This window comes from Gimesia chilikensis (genome assembly GCF_007744075.1).
Classification (GTDB): Bacteria; Planctomycetota; Planctomycetia; order Planctomycetales; family Planctomycetaceae; genus Gimesia; species Gimesia chilikensis_A.
In genome coordinates this window covers 4,548,170-4,563,898 of sequence record NZ_CP036266.1, presented here as the reverse complement: position 1 = coordinate 4,563,898, position 15,729 = coordinate 4,548,170, and the positions used below count along the sequence as shown (strand labels likewise).

12 protein-coding genes are annotated in these 15,729 nt (G+C 51.8%); 7 read left to right on the top strand and 5 right to left on the bottom strand.

Going from position 1 to position 15,729, the window contains the following annotated elements; all coding sequences use genetic code 11:
• Nucleotides 1-81: 81 nt before the first annotated feature.
• Nucleotides 82-2,379, bottom strand: coding sequence for an FAD-dependent oxidoreductase (locus HG66A1_RS17145; RefSeq protein WP_145186520.1), 2,298 nt, complete (start codon nt 2,377-2,379; stop codon nt 82-84).
• Nucleotides 2,380-2,539: 160 nt separating this feature from the next.
• A complete protein-coding gene (locus HG66A1_RS17140) occupies nt 2,540-3,469 on the bottom strand; it encodes a hypothetical protein (RefSeq protein ID WP_145186517.1) in 930 nt (309 codons plus the stop codon).
• Nucleotides 3,470-3,703: 234 nt separating this feature from the next.
• Here HG66A1_RS17140 and HG66A1_RS17135 point away from each other — a divergent pair, with 234 nt between their 5' ends.
• On the top strand, nt 3,704-4,321 hold the full coding sequence (locus HG66A1_RS17135) for an ECF-type sigma factor (RefSeq protein ID WP_145186514.1): 618 nt from the start codon (nt 3,704-3,706) through the stop codon (nt 4,319-4,321).
• Nucleotides 4,318-6,876, top strand: a complete 2,559-nt coding sequence (locus tag HG66A1_RS17130; RefSeq protein WP_145186510.1) for a bifunctional serine/threonine-protein kinase/formylglycine-generating enzyme family protein — start codon at nt 4,318-4,320, stop codon at nt 6,874-6,876. The genes HG66A1_RS17135 and HG66A1_RS17130 overlap by 4 nt, the downstream gene beginning before the upstream one ends.
• 9 nt (nt 6,877-6,885) lie before the next feature.
• On the opposite strand, the gene HG66A1_RS17125 is transcribed toward HG66A1_RS17130, so the two are convergent.
• The 3 genes from HG66A1_RS17125 to HG66A1_RS17115 are packed head-to-tail and all read right to left on the bottom strand — an operon-like array spanning nt 6,886 to nt 10,455.
• Nucleotides 6,886-8,253, bottom strand: a complete 1,368-nt coding sequence (locus HG66A1_RS17125) for a carbon-nitrogen hydrolase family protein (protein WP_145186507.1) — start codon at nt 8,251-8,253, stop codon at nt 6,886-6,888.
• A gap of 17 nt (nt 8,254-8,270) precedes the next feature.
• Nucleotides 8,271-9,974 (bottom strand): glycerol-3-phosphate dehydrogenase/oxidase, encoded by a 1,704-nt coding sequence (locus HG66A1_RS17120; RefSeq protein WP_145186504.1) that lies wholly within the window; start codon nt 9,972-9,974, stop codon nt 8,271-8,273.
• A gap of 22 nt (nt 9,975-9,996) precedes the next feature.
• On the bottom strand, nt 9,997-10,455 hold the full coding sequence (locus tag HG66A1_RS17115) for a GNAT family N-acetyltransferase (protein WP_145186501.1): 459 nt from the start codon (nt 10,453-10,455) through the stop codon (nt 9,997-9,999).
• A 185-nt stretch (nt 10,456-10,640) separates the two neighbouring features.
• Here HG66A1_RS17115 and HG66A1_RS17110 point away from each other — a divergent pair, with 185 nt between their 5' ends.
• The 5 genes from HG66A1_RS17110 (at nt 10,641) to HG66A1_RS17090 (ending at nt 15,701) form a co-directional block, all read left to right on the top strand.
• Nucleotides 10,641-11,798: a XylR family transcriptional regulator gene (locus HG66A1_RS17110; protein ID WP_145186498.1), complete on the top strand. Its 1,158-nt coding sequence runs from the start codon at nt 10,641-10,643 to the stop codon at nt 11,796-11,798.
• Nucleotides 11,799-11,963: 165 nt separating this feature from the next.
• The gene (locus HG66A1_RS17105; protein WP_145041660.1) at nt 11,964-12,527 is read left to right on the top strand and encodes a DJ-1/PfpI family protein; all 564 of its coding nucleotides are present in this window, start codon (nt 11,964-11,966) and stop codon (nt 12,525-12,527) included.
• 44 nt (nt 12,528-12,571) lie between these two features.
• Entirely contained in the window at nt 12,572-13,900 is a 1,329-nt protein-coding gene (locus tag HG66A1_RS17100; protein ID WP_145186495.1) for a Gfo/Idh/MocA family protein, read from the top strand.
• 64 nt (nt 13,901-13,964) lie between these two features.
• Nucleotides 13,965-14,723 (top strand): phytanoyl-CoA dioxygenase family protein, encoded by a 759-nt coding sequence (locus HG66A1_RS17095; RefSeq protein WP_145186493.1) that lies wholly within the window; start codon nt 13,965-13,967, stop codon nt 14,721-14,723.
• Nucleotides 14,724-14,759: 36 nt separating this feature from the next.
• Nucleotides 14,760-15,701, top strand: a complete 942-nt coding sequence (locus HG66A1_RS17090; RefSeq protein ID WP_145186490.1) for a sugar phosphate isomerase/epimerase family protein — start codon at nt 14,760-14,762, stop codon at nt 15,699-15,701.
• Nucleotides 15,702-15,729: the final 28 nt, after the last annotated feature.

Sequence of the window (15,729 nt, the reverse complement as noted above, 5' to 3'; positions counted from 1 at the left end):
AGACACTGGTGGGATTCACTTTTCTGTTGATGTTGCGTAAAGCGGCTTCTGTGTGCCCAGATTGTGCAAAGTCAGAGTGAATCAGTCTACCGGAAGGACCTGAATCGCATCAGCATGCACATTACCATCGACACCCGTATTCGACATGATAACTTCGACAGGTTGCCCCTGTTTAAACTCGAAGGTACCCAGTGAGATAAAACCATGAGGCAGGGGAGGCTTGATCCGCTGATTAATCTTTACGGTCTTGGTTTCATCGGCTGAGCGAACTGTCACAGGTGTGTTCGTCGCCCGGTTTTCATGGTGGCCATAAGCGAGGCGGACTTCGTATTTTCCGGTTTTAGCGACCTCAAATTTGAAGTGGATTTCCGCTTTTTTACCCTTCCCATGATAAACATAGTGGTTGCCGATATAACCCTTGAGACCTTCACCTTTAGTCCACTTGCCAACGAACTGAACGTTTTCGTTTTCATCGTCGATGACCATCCCGGGGAGCGTTGCCGGATCGATGTAGGGGTCAATTACTGGCGGTAATTCCTGAGAGTTTTCAGGTGTGTAAAACTTACCGTCGACTGTGTCACGCCGTTCGATACCCTTGCGGGCCATTAGTTTTTCCAGGTCTTTGTAATAGTCAGTGTAAACAGCACGCGGCTGACAGTCTTTCTCAACACAGACAGCAGCTGCTTTCCCGACGACTTCTCCCATCATTCCACCAGTCTTCATCACACGTACTGTACCCAGCGCTTCATGCGTTACGCTGATGCAGCGTCCCGCCATGAACAGGTTCGGTACGTTCCGTGAGTAGAAACAGCGGTAAGGAATCGGATAGCCTCGCTTACGATCGACGCTGCGATCGAAGACGGCCTGTGAGATGAAAGGATCTTCTGGATACTTCTGCATGTACTGCTTCTTGGGGTAATGCAGATCGATAGACCAGGTGCTGGGAACGCATCCATCGGGAAAATCAACTTTTGCGACGATATCTTTCCGACGCAGAATAACATCTCCCCGAAGCATACGGGATTCACGAGGACCCCCAATATAGGCCATCCAGGTCATCACGGCATTCTCATGCTTGTCCTTGCCCCCTTTATTCTTCATCGCGTTCCAGGCACCATAGACGGCACGAAAATTCCAGTCCCGCATTGATTCCAGATCCTGAATGGGGTCTTTGTCAAAACCACTTTCCCAGAACCACTCGCCATGAAAGCGTTTCGGGTAGGGGAAATCGTCCATATTCAGATTGAGTGCCCATTCCAGGTCAGGGAAGGACTGAGGCTGTTCTGCTTCTTTCCAGGTCCACATGTTACTCATTCCCATGTGGCCTTTATCGTGCGTATAATAATCTGCGCCTGCGAGATAACCGATTTCCGCATGACCGGTGCAGTCAGCAAACAGTTTGCCGCGGAACTCAGTCCGTTTACTGGTTTTGGTATTGAAAGCAGTAACGCTCTGGATGGCGTCTCCCTCTTTTTTGACTGCGAAAGCATGCGTGTTCAGGAAGAGGTCAATATTTTTCTCGGCCCGCACGATGGCTTCTTTTTTCTTGTCTCCATACTCTTCATAGGTCCCGGGAGAGGCGGCGGCGGAATCAGCGAATTCGGCGATGATTTCACCAATATGTGGATATTTACCACGACGCACCAGTCCCTGTGCCCAGACACGTACTTCAGAGCTTCCATTACCTCCCAGAACCGGACGATTCTGAATCAAGGCGACTTTACAACCCATGCGCGCGGCGGAGATGGCAGCGCCCATCCCAGAGTATCCCCCACCGACAACGACCAGGTCGTAAGGCTCGGTCACTTCAGGTTCCGCAGGCAGTCCCAGCATGCTTTTACGCCACTGATCCATGGGAGAAAGATCATTGGGGGGCTGGTAATTCAGATCTCGTGTAAACAGAATTGCATCGCAGCGTCCCTCAAAACCGGTCAGATCATGTAAGGTGAGTTTGACTTCCGGTTTTGTGATCTCAACGGTCCCGCCATCGTGCCAGAACCATTTGGCGCCTTTCGTACCGAATGTTTCTTTGAGAGGCTGTCCATCAATTTTCAACTGGAATCGGCCAGGAGATCCAGGCGCTTTCCAGGGAGCGACCCAGTCTTTGGTTCTGACCAGAACCCGGTATGTTCCCGTTTCCGGAAATTTCACCGTGGTTTCTGCATCAGCAACGGGCTGTCCTAACCCGTGAGCGAGCAGATAAGGGGACCCCATGATGTGAATGAATTGCGTATCGAGTTTCCAGCCGCCATGCTGGTTAAAACTCTCTGCTTCTACCAGCACGCCATTGGTGGGTTTCGTTTCGGCACGACTGATGGCGGGAAGCAATGTGATTGCTAAACCGGTGAGGACCAGAAGTGATTGAGGTAATAAGCGCATACTGCCTGACTCCTGTCGTAAATTCACTGAGGGCTTGCTCAGAGCTATGTGAACGGACAAACTCCGTAAATTGATAGACCAAAGCAGATTATAAGCCCCAGACGGAATCAATTGCAAACCGACAGTATAGCGAATTTAGGTGCCAGAATGTTACATAACCTTATTTATTAAGGGCCTGTTCTCCCAGAAACTGCAGGAGTTCTGCATCAGAAACAGCGCGGGGATCGCTGAGTGTTTTTCCGTTGAGTTCTTCAGGAATTTGAGGGCGTTGAAACTGGACATAGTCAAAACCCGCGACCAGATCGGGGCGACCGTTCTTAATGACCTGCGTATTTTGCTGTAATGGCTGTAAGCGGGATGCGGTACTGTAATCGGTGTAGACCGTCAGTCCTACCTGAAGTTCTGCGGGCATGTCAGTTCGACGATACCGCTGATGGATGTTCCAGTTTCCATCAGGAGTCTTTTTCAGCAGTATGAAATCATCGCCGATTCGGGCAATCTGAATCTGAGCCATCGGCGTGCCTGCGTTTGTGACAGCGAGTTTCGAGCGACTGTTGACAGTCGTCTTGACTTCGAACTGATAGCTTCCTGGACGATTGGCTGCACCTAGTGAAAGAAAGATGTAGTTTTCCCCACCCGGTTTCCATGTTTGCGGAGTGACCTGTCGCGGGGTCCGAATCATAAGTCCTGCCAGCGAATAATTGCTGCGCGGTGCACCATCTCCCCCCCGCCGGGCGACGCGAATCTGAGATGTGACGACAAAGTCTCCCTTGATCTGTTTGTAGACTAGGATTCCCCGGTAATCCATATACCAGGTACTACTGTAAGGCATCATGACCATCCAGCCCTTACGGGTTTGCGAAATATCAAACCGTTCCAGTTGATCGGCGTTTGTCTGTTCGGTTTCAAAGATGCGCATCCAGTTTTTGAGAGTGGAAGGATCATCAAAGTCATCGCTGAGCGACTGCAGATCATCTTTCGTGTTGTTTCGGGACTGGGCCTGAGTGTTGGTAATGAACTTCGTTGCCATCAGGAGGATGATGAGCATCCAGTAAAGTAGTCGGGCACTTCCAGTTTGCGATTTTCGCATGTTGATTCTCTCTATCGAAGGGGACACGATATACCGACTCTGAAAACTTCTCTTTGTTCTCGCTTTATCGTTCAAGTCTCTGCAGGAGATTCGACAGCAAATATGAAGTTGCGACAAAATTTGTGAAAATAATTCTGTTTCACGGAAAAGCGGTCTAAGCTGTTGCACCGTCTCAGCATACGATATAATTCAGTGTTCCAGGACAGAGTTTCATTTTCAGGAAAACAGTCGCGAATGTCTTTAATCGAAGAGACTGTCACACAGTGGATCGATCAGTTAAAAACGGGCGATGCGCGCGCTGCGCAGCGGCTGTGGGAATCCTACTTTCTGGAAATGGTGGAAGTGGCCCGCAGAAAGCTGCAGGGGGCACCACGCGCCGTGGCTGATGAAGAAGATGTCGCGCTCAGTGCTTTTAAAAGTTTTTGTCTGGGAGCGCAGAATGGCCGCTTTTCTCAGGTCACCGATCGAGAAAACCTGTGGCCGCTCCTGGTGGCAATTACCTCGCATAAGTCCGTTGACCTGATACGCCATGAGAATCGGAAAAAACGGGGAGGCAGTGGTGCCAGCGGCACAGAGTCGGAACGCAACAAACAAAGTACACCCGTTGATTTTGAGCAGATTATTCAGAGTCAACCTTCCCCTGAATTCACTGTCCAACTGGCCGAGGAACTGGAACGCCTGCTCGATTTATTGGACAAAACCGGCGATTCGACCTTAAGACAGGTTGCGTTAGCCAAAATGGAAGGGGAAACTACAACTGAAATTGCCGAACAGCTGGGTTGTGCCCGTCGTACGATTGAACGGAAGCTTCAGCTGATTACCCGTCTTTGGCAAGAGGATTGCAATTTGTGAAGTCGCGAAATGGAACAGATTTCGAACAGCTCCCTTCAGATCTGATGCTCAAAATCAATCAGTTGTGTGATCAGTTTGAAATAGAGCTCAGGCAGGGAGATCTACCGTCAATTACAGATTGGCTGGATCATGTTGCCGTCGAATATCGCGAAGTAATTCTAAAAGAACTGATACCGCTGGAAATCGAGCACCGGATTCAGACTGGTGACATTCCGCAGGTCAGCGACTATCTGCAGCCGTTTCCCCTGCTGGACCAGGACTGGTTATTGGAAACGATTGGAACGGCCAGAGCTGAACTCAAACCTGCAAAAGCGAACGATCTGTCATCAGGCTCTCAGGGAAATTCCATAGAGTCCTACAGGGAGCGGATTATTCAGTCCGGGGTCCTGGCTGCCTCTGAACTGACCGAAATTCTCGAAATGGTTGAATTACCTTCGTCTGCAGATGAAATGGCGGAGTTGCTGACTCAGTCCGGTCGACTGACGACTTATCAGAGTCAGGTGCTGCTTGAACCGGAATGCCGTCCGTTGTTGATTGGCGAATATTTGATCCAGGAACCGATCGGTTCAGGGGGCATGGGGACGGTTTATAAAGCCATTCATCGGCGGATGAAACGGCTTGTAGCCCTGAAAGTCATTCGCGCCGACCTGGATCAGAATCCGGAACGGCTGAAGCGATTCGAGCGAGAAGTGCAGACCGCCGCTCGCCTCTCTCATCCCCATATTGTAACCGCTTACGATGCCGGGGAATCACAGGGAATCCATTATCTGATCTGCGAATACATCGATGGTGAAAGTCTTACTCAACTGGTACGGGATTCGGGACCACTTGATTTTGCAGACGCGTTGCATTGTCTGCAACAGATCGCGGAAGGCTTGGATTATGCCCATTCCCAGGGGGTGATTCATCGGGATATAAAGCCGGCGAATATTTTAGTCGATGATCAGGGAGATCTGAAAATCCTGGATATGGGGCTGGCCCGCCTGCAGGAATCATCAGCGGACATTCTCACTAACGGAGAACAGACCGAACTCACCTCCAGTCAGATATTCATGGGGACTATTGATTACATGGCCCCCGAACAGGCACGGAATACCAGGCTAGCCGATCATCGCTCTGATATTTACAGCCTGGGTTGCACATTCTATTTCCTGCTGACGGGGAAACCCGTTTACTCCGGGGAGACGACAGTCGAGCGGATACTCGCGCACAAGGAACAGCCGATTCCTCGCTTGTCGAGCGTCTGCAACCAGGTGCCAACTGACTTTGATGCGATTTTTTCAAAGATGCTGGCCAAGGAACCTGACGAGCGTTATTCGAGCGTGAGCGATTTATTGCAGGATCTGCAAAATTTCAATCTCAGCTACGATGCAGAGCAGACAGTTATGCTCCCTGCTGCTGAGTCTGCTGATTTCCAGACAGAGGCAACGACTGCAGCAGAAGCCTGGGCCAGTCAGACGACAAGGGAGCAGCCTGCGGTATCCGATTACCCTGCGGTATCCGATTACACGGTGATGGCAGGAACCACTGTGCAACACCAGTCACTTCCTGCAGGCAGACGGCGTGGCTTGATCTGGGGGGGCGCTGCGGTCGCAGCAGCAGTACTGCTTATGTTCCTGTTCAGGAATCCGCAACGTCAGTTGACAGAAGACTCGACTGCTGGTCCTCTGGAGACGACTCCAGGTCAGTCGGGTCAGCTCGATGCCGGAACGATTCAGGCAGAGTATGCAAAACAGGTTCAACTGCCTGCTCAGGCCAGTGAGAAAATCTCTGATGGTCCTGAGCCGGTGATGCTCGACCTGACTTTAATTCCTCCCGGTGAGTTCATCATGGGAACGGAAGAGACAGATCCCGTTGCCTATGACGCGCCAACACATCCTGTGAAACTGACACGCCCTTTTTATATCGGGACGACTGAAGTGTCTAATCAGTTGTTCCAGAGTTTCGTTGATGAAACCGGCTATCGCACCGATGCAGAACGGGCTGGCGGGTACGGAATGGCTGGTGGCAGCTGGAATCGGTCGGGAAATTATTACTGGAAGAATCTCGGTGAGCTACCTGTGCAGAAAACAGCGCCGGCCGTCAATATCAGCTGGAATGATGCTGTCACGTTTTGTGAATGGCTTTCTCGAAAGACGGGGACTATCTATCGGCTTCCCACTGAGGCGGAATGGGAGTATGCCTGCCGGGCGGGAACACAAACCCCCTGGTTTTTTGGGGATAGCCCTGAGGATATGGCACAGTATGCGTGGTTCCAGGGGAATTCTGAGGGCAAAGTATATCCTGCAAAACAGAAGCAGCCCAACGCATTCGGGCTTTACGACATCTACGGAAATGAGTGGGAGTGGTGCCAGGACTTCTATGCCGCCGACTATTACCGCAACTCTCCCTCCGAAAACCCAACCGGTCCCGCAGAAGGCAGCGAACGGGTACGTCGTGGGGGCGGCTTTCAACAACCCGCTGGCCAGATGACTTCCTATATTCGCGGTCATGGACCACCAGAGACACCTTCGCGCGGTGCATTCAGAGTGGTCCGGGAAATCCCCGTTGACTAACGGTTTTAACTAGCGTGTTTCCGTCGGCTCAACAAAACCTTCCACGGGACGCTCACGGTAGATCCGCTCGCGGAAGTTCCCCAGGAAACGCCAGAGCTTCGGCTGTGATAGATTTACCTCTGCCATCACAAGTGTGCCCCAGTCTTTGCCGATCGAGAGCATCTTGCCTTCCTTGTCGATGATCGTTGTTTTCATCCAGTCTCGGTCGGGATCGGTATAGGTGCTGGTGACGAGAAAGACCTGATTTTCGATGGCGCGTGCCTTGGCGAGTGTCGGATTGCCGCCCCAGATCGGCATGGCAATGACTTCAGCGCCATTATTGGCCAGGTTCCGGGCCACTTCAGGGAAATGAACATCCCAGCAGATCATCATTCCCAGTTTCCCAAAGCGGGTGTCAAAAACCGGATATTCTTTTCCTGGCGAGATTCCGTGCTCAATTTCCTCGCGGGGAAGACAGACTTTCCGATATTTACCCACCAGCTTCCCATCAGGGCCGATCAAAGCCGCTGTGTTATAAACGAGGTCTCCCGATTGTTCCAGCAGGCCTGCCACAATATACAGATTAAATTCCTTCGCGAGTTTGCCGAAATATTCGGTTGAAGGGCCGGGGACCGGTTCAGCCACATCTGCGTAATCCAGGCCTGTACCGCACATGGTGAGACACTCCGGAAGACAGATCAGGTCAGCCTGTTTCTTACCGGCTTCTGCGATCAGTGGAGCGAACTGTTGGCAGTTCTCCATCGCTGACTTTCCATTGCGGGGACGCAAATGAGCGGATGCCAGTCGGATGATTCGCTGCGCGGGAGCAGCTTCAGGATTCAATTCCGGCAGACTCCACAGAACGCGTCCCTGACCGGCCCAGCGGAGATGCAGTTCTACTTTGGCTTGCGTCGCCTCTGTCGGGACAGGATACACGTCAGTTACTTCTGTCCAGCCTGCTTTGTTGGTATTTCCATCTGCGGGGAAAACGGGTCTCACTCTGTCATCGGCCCCCTGGACGCGCGAAGGAATCAGATTTCCTTTTTCATCGAGCCATGTGATTTTGACGACTGCATTTCGACGCGGAACAGCGAGTCCTTCGGTTTTTCTCCAGACATGAAAGCGATATCCCTGTCCTCCCTTGATCGGGAATGATTTTACCCACGCTCCATGCGATTCTGTCTGGTCAGGAGCAGCAGAGATTGCCAGCGCCCCTTTACCATCGAAGGAACCCTGGGGGAGATAGCTGAACTCCGGCTTGACCGGTTTGCGCATTGCAATCTGTTGCCAGCCCTCAGGGACGGGCTCACCTGCTGATATTGAAGTAATCTGCAGCAATAGAGTCAGCAGAATTCCAAACACAAAGGAGACAGACGGTGACTTAAGGGAAGAATTCATGAGAGGACCTTTCGGTTTTACGTTGTAACAACCGCTTTACCGTAAAATTGATCAAGGTGCGTTTTGTAAGATTGTATCAGATCAGGTGCCTGCTCGGGTAACACTTTACCGGCTGAAACCAGGCATTCTGCGAGATCCTGTAACGTCTCTTCCTTGAGTGTTTCGGAGAAGACCAGCATTAAACGCCGTTCGACAAGGTCACCTAAAGTTTCTGCCCATTCATGCTCAATGGTCCAGGCGACATACTGGCGTGGCAGCGAAGTCCCCCGGATCAGTTCCGGGGAAAAATCGGGGAGAGAATCGAGAATCTCCTCCAGATAGGTTCCCTGCAGCGTCCAGAGAGCTTGAATGCTGTCTCTGGGCAACGAGTATTTTTCCGCAAGTCGATCCAGCTCCGCGTTGAAAATGGATTCTGTCTGCGGGTAGCCTTCTGCTCCAGGAACCAGGCGGGTTTTGGATTGTGAGAAATAACTTTTTCCCAGTTTGCGCAGGATCCGATCAGAAACTTTTTCGGCAAAGGCCCGCCAGGAGGTCAATTTGCCTCCGACCAGCGTGACAATCCAGCCAAAGGGACCTTCGTAATCTTTCAGTGAATGATCCCGAGAGATCGAGGCGGCTTTCCCTTGTGGCTGATAAGGCAAAGGACGCACACCGCTGTAATGCAGGTTGATATCATCAAGGGTCAGTTCAACCTTGGGGAAAACCATGTTGACCATCTCAACCAGATATTTCAGTTCCTCCGGACTCGCGGTAACATCCAGCGGATTACCCTCCACGCGAACATCGGTCGTGCCAATCAAAGTGGAATCACCAAAGGGAAGAATGAAAACCAGTCGACCATCGCTGGCTTCGGAATAGACGGCTTGTGTGCCTAGCGCCTCACGCAACCCAGGGTGAAACGAAACAATATGGCTGCCCTTTGTTCCCCCCATCAGACGGGGGGACGGTACATCAATCTGTTCCAGCGTCAGATCACCACAGGCACCCGATGCGTTGACGATAACGGTTGGAACGAATTCCCTCTCAGGTTGCCCGTCCGCATGCAGATTTCGTATCACCGCGGTCCGCTCTTTCAGTCTGACCTGGTGGTAGGTCAGCAGTTCGAATTCGATGCCTTTCTCACGGGCAATACGCTGACAATCATGCAGCAGCGCGACGACGAAGCGTTCGGGAAATCGCATTTGTGCATCAGAATAGCAGGCCATCCAGCGGAATTTGGACGCATTAATTTGAGGAAGTCCCGTTTCCCCGACATTATGAACGGAATGACGGGGGAGATTTCCCTTTGATGCGAACCAGTCGTAGAGGGTCAGTCCGATGTTGACCAGGTACAGTCCGCGTTCTGAAGAGAAATTCAAATGCGAGGTCAGCCAGGGGACACCCGGCACACGGAAGCCACTCAGAAACCGCAGCCCGGAAGAGGGAATTCCCGATGCCCGATGAGACAGGGGAATTGCAAAACGCAGGGGCTTAACCAGGTGGGGAGCCAGGTTCAGTAGGATGCCCCGTTCGTGAACCGATTCACTTACGAGTGAAAAATCGCCGTATTCCAGATACCTGAGTCCACCATGAATCAAGCGAGATGATTTGGAAGTCGCCCCCTGTGAGAGATCTCCCTGATCGACTATCGTCACCGGCATATCGTTGAGTAGCAGTTCCCTGGCGATCGCAACGCCATTGATGCCGGCTCCGAGGATGAGTGCCCGCTCTGATTGATTCATTGAGGTTGTTCCTGCCTGAAGTTTAAGTGGTCGGTTGGAATTCCATGATCAGACGATGCTCATGTGGGCGATAGTAGCCCTCTACCCGGGTACGAACATTGAATCCGAAGCTTTCGTAGAGTTTGACTGCGGGGGTGTTTTCCGGATTCACGGTCAGCAGAACGACGTCTTGTGCGTCTTGCAGTGCCTGCTGCATCAGGGCCGAGCCGATTCCCTTGCTGCGATAATCGGGGTGGACCATGATTTTGTGAAGAAAAATCTCACTGGTATTAGTAGGAAACATTAAGAGCGTCCCTGTCACGAGTTCTCTTTGATCTGATTGCGACTCCACGGCAATCAGAACCGTTGCATACTCACACCAGAGTCGCCAGGCATGCTCACCATCGGGAATGTAGGTGTCCGGCTCGTCGGGCCAGGCGATACGGTCCAAGGCTGCTACATCCAGAAAATGACCCGGTTGAGCCAGTTTAATCTTATACAATCCAAAAGCCTTTCATTGTCGCTTTTCTTCAGAGAATCCGGGGCTGAGATACTGAAGCCTATTGTACGATCTCATCTGAACTGTTTCGATCTTGATTGAATAGATTTCGGCGTTCCGGTAAAAGATTAAGTGTCTTTTGACTCCTTCTTGAAATATTCCGCTGACAACATCTGCTTGCTGATCACATGACTTCCTCATCTATTCCCCACGTAGCACTGCTGATTGAAACCTCCCGCTCCCATGGGCGCGGGCTGTTGAACGGCATTCGGCAGTTTATCGCTGAGAATGAAGAGTGGTCTGTGTTTCTGATGCCCCGTTCCCTGGATTCTCAGATTCCGGACTGGCTCTCCCGCTGGAAAGGGGATGGAATTCTCAGTCGAACGACCAGCCAGGAAATGGCCGACGCGATCACCGCTTCCGGGATTCCCACCGTTGAACTGCGGTCGACGAAGCTTAAGCATGCCTTTCCGTTTCTGGGGATCGATAACCGGGCCATGGGACGTCTGGTTGCTGAGCATTTTCTCGAGCGCGGGATTCGTCACTTCGGTGTCTATGAAATCGGTATCGAAGTCTATTTTGAAGAACGCAGGGACAATTACATTCAAACGATCCAGCAGGCGGGTTACGAAGTGAGTGTGTTTTCCGCGGCAGAAGATTCGGAGGCCCCTCGCGAATGGGAGAAGCACCAGGAACAGATGGCAAACTGGGTACGTGGTCTCCCCAAGCCGGTGGGGATCATGGCATGTACCGATCAACTCGGTTTCTGGCTGCTGGATGCCTGTGACCGGGCGGGAATCTCGGTTCCCGATGAGGTGGCCGTGGTGGGCGTCGAAAATGACGAGATCCTCTGCATGATGGCCCGGCCGCCACTTTCGAGTGTGGCCTTCAACTCAGCCCGGATTGGTTACGAGGCGGCAGCGTTGTTGAGCAGATTGATGCAGGGGGAGCCAGTCCCGGAAGAACCGTTCATGATTGATCCCCTGGGAATTGTGACACGTCAGTCTTCTGATGTCGTCGCCGTGGATGATCCGGAACTGGCCATGGCGCTGCGGTTTATACGCGAAAATGCCTGTCGTGGAATTCAGGTGGGGGATATTCTCAAACAGGTTCCGCTGTCTCGAACCGCTTTGGAACGACAGATGAAAGCGGCCATTGGACGTTCTCCCAAAGCAGAGATTCTCCGCAATCAGCTGGAACGGGCCAAAGAGCTGCTCGTATCGACCGAATTGTCTCTGGCACAGATCTCAGAACGCGTCGGATTTCGTCACGCGCAGCATTTCAGCACGATATTCAAGGAGAAACTGGGGGAAACGCCGGGCTCCTATCGTTCTAAAATGCACTGAAATAACGCTTTACTGACAGGATTCCGGAACATTTTCAGGTCACAATTGTGAATTGATACGCAAAACCTGATAATGTTTATGGGAATCCGTAATGACGGGGAGGGGATCCCTCGTAAAATTAATTCCCGTTCGAAGATCATATTTTACGTAAAAGGAAAGACTTGAATGAACAAAGTGCTGATCATCGTTGGTGATGCCACAGAAACTGTCGATACGCTGTATCCCTACTATCGCCTGATTGAGGGAGGCTATGAACCTGTCGTCGCAGCTCCCGAAAAACGGCGGTACCAGATGGTATTGCATGAAGTCAAACCGGGCTGGACCATCACCAAAGAATGGGAAGGGTATTCGATCGAAGCAGATATTGCCTTCAAAGATATCAAAGAAGAAGAATACCTGGGTATCTTCTTCAGTGGTGGACGTGCGCCGGAGTACATTCGCGACGACGAGGATCTGATCCGCATCACCCAGCACTTCTTCGAAACCGGAAAGCCGATCGCTTCCGTCTGTCATGGAGTAGAAATTCCAGCGCGGGCCGGGTGTGTCAAAGGACGTCGGATGGCCACTGTGCCTAAGTGCCAGTTTGATCTGGAAGTCTGTGGCGGCATTTTCGTTAATGAGCCCTGTGTGATTGACGGGAATCTTGTCAGCGGTCGTACCTACCATGACCACGGACACTATATGGGGCCCTGGATGAAAATGCTGGATGAAGCCCAGAGCCAGTTCTGATTTGAATTCAATAACCAATCTTGCCAGCGCAACAGGAGAGTGTAATGACTTCACGGAAACTGACACGTCGATCATTTCTGAAAACCTCTGCAGCCGGTCTGCCACTCGCCTGTCTGGCACCGGGCGTATTCGTAAATACGGCACGCTCTGCTCAAAAGTCGCGGAACCCGAATGAGCGTTTAAAGATTGGTTCCATTGGTATGCGTTACCAGGGATCGGTTATCGCAGATAAGGCTCAGGAATATGGCGATATCGTGGCGATAGCCGACGTGGATCGAGAGATCGCGCAGAAGGCCCGCAAGCAGTTTGGCGGGAAAGCGATTTTGTTTGAAGATTACCGTGAGATGCTCGAAAAGGCCGACATTGATGTCGTGACGATCGGCGCACCCGATCACTGGCATACTAAAATGCTGATCGATGCCTGCCGGGCCGGGAAAGACGTCTATTGTGAAAAGCCACTCACACTGACCGTAGATGAAGGTAAGATCCTGAACCGGGTTGTCAAAGATACCAACGCAGTCGTACAGGTCGGAACCTGGCAGCGAAGCGATCATCGTTTCCGTCAGGCTGTCGAAATGGTACATGACGGACGCATCGGCAACCTGAAGAAGGTGACCGTCACGCTCAGTAAAAACAAAACGGGTGGTCCCTTCAAACCGGAGCCTGTCCCTTCAGTCTTAAACTGGGATCTCTGGCAGGGGCAGACTCCCGATGTGCCTTACATCAAGGAACGTTGTCACTATACGTTCCGCTGGTGGTATGAGTATTCGGGGGGCCAGATGACCGACTGGGGCGCGCATCACATTGATATCGCCCAGTGGGGAGCCGGGATGCAGGATACTGGTCCTGTGGATATCGAAGGGACCGCTACATTTCCGAATGTCGAAAACGGTTATAATGTTGCACTCGACTACCATTTGAAGGCCCGCTATGCCAACGGGGTGATTCTGGAAGTCAATGACACCGGACGAACCGGCGTCATGTTTGAAGGTGACGAGGGACGAATGTTTGTAAACCGCGGGACGATCGCCGGTAAACCCGTCGAGGATCTGAAGCAGAATCCGCTGCCCCGCGAAAAGTTTAATGTCTATGCTCACGACAATCTTTCCCGACCTCCCCGGATGGGCAAACTGGATGCGATTGTCAATCACATGGGCAATTTCTTCGACTGTATCGAATCTCGCGAAACTCCGATCTCGAGTGTGCAGAATCAGCACCGTTCGGTTTCAGTCTGTCATATCGGCAATATCTCTCAACGCCTGGGGCGTAAGCTGACCTGGGATCCCGAACAGGAACTGTTTGTGGGAGATGACGAAGCCAACACGTGGCTCAAACGTGAGCAGAGAAAAGGTTACGAAATCACTGATTCCTGAACCGTAGTCAGTTGAGCGTTAAACAAGTTTCGCCTGTCCCGTTTTTCTACGACCAGGAGCAATCATGTCGGTTTCCACAGGGATCATCACGGAAGAGCATAAACGGCAGTTTGAGGAAGAGGGATATTTTATTCTGGAAAAGGTCATCCCCGAAGAGGATCTGCAGATCATTCGGGATTCCTGTGCTCATCTGATCGATCTGATGCATCAGGAAATGGATCGGTTGGGAACAGACCATATTCATATCAGCCATCGAGGCAAACGTTACCACATCGCGAAAAAATACGATCAGGCGCCACGTCTGACTGAGTATGTGTTTGGCGATCTGATGGCGGAAATCTGTAAGGCCACCATCGGAGACACAGCGTATCTGTTTTACGATCAGTACGTTGTCAAAGCGGCGGAGAAGGGGATCAAGTTTTCCTGGCACCAGGATTCTGGCTACCTGGGGTTCAATCATCGTCCCTATGTGACGGTCTGGGCGGCCGTAGATGATATGACCGTGGAAAACGGAACCGTTGATGTGTTACCCTTTTCGAAGGTTGGTATCCGTTCCTTAGTGGAGCACATTCGGGATCCTGAAACCGGGGACAAAACCGGCTACTTCGGTAAGGAACCGGGAGTCACTGCAGTCGTTCCCGCAGGGAGCCTGGCTGTGTTCAGTTCTCTCACCTTCCATCGCAGTGGCGCGAATACGACCGATAAAATGCGTCGGGCGTACGTCACCCAATATTCACCGGAACCAATTTTTGATCCGGAAACCGGTCAGCCCAAGCATCTGGCGGTACCGTTCCTTAAAGGTGGGGACCGCGTGGTATCCTGATCAATTGGTGAAATAGAACTTTAGAAAGACAGACCGATGCACGAACAGATCACTCGTCGCGTTTTTAATAAACAACTGCTGGGAACAGCTTGTGCAGCTACTTTGGCTGGCAACACTCTGGCTGCGGGGACGAAAAAAACGCCAAAGCCGTTTCAACTGAACTACATCGTTGCCTCCTGCATGTATGGGACACTCCCCCTGGAAACGATTCTGCAGGAAACTCCTAAAACCGGAGCGCAATATCTCGAGATCTGGGCGAAACGGCACGGGAACCAGCGCGAACAGATTGACGAGTTGGGCGTCGAAAAGACAAAGCAGCTGTTTGATCAATACAACATTAAGTTGGGCAGTTTTACCTGTTTCAAGTACGGCTTGTTCAACATGCAGGGCGAAATGGACCTGGTCAAGCAGTTGGGCGGTGATATGGTGATCTGTAACAGCGGTGGCCCCAAAGGTCTGAAAGGAGCCGAACTCAAAGCAGCGATTAAAAAGTTTGCCGAAAAGCTGAAACCGCATGTCGATGCTGCTGCCGAGAAGGGCGTCATTGTCGGCCTGGAGAATCATGGCGGTGGATTAATCAATGATCCGGATACACAACTCTGGCTGATGGAAATGCTGCCAGCGAAAAACTTCGGTATCGCGCTGGCTCCCTATCATCTGGAACAGGATCCGGAGATGATGGCCCGGCTGATTCAAGATCTGAATGAACGGCTCGTGCACTTCCAGGCCTGGCAACACGGCATGGGCTGTATTAAGAAACTGCCCAAGGAACAGGAACTACTGCAACTGCCCGGTCGCGGTGATCTGAATTTTGTTCCCGTTCTCGCAGCGCTCAAAAAGATCAACTACCAGGGACGAACCGAAATCTTCATGCATCCCGTACCCCGCGGAATTCCGATTCTGCCTACCGCGGAACAGGTGACGGCTGAGATCAACCGCTCTCGCGCCTATCTGGAGAACTGTCTGAAACAGACATGAACCGCAATCGCGACTCAACACCAAGACT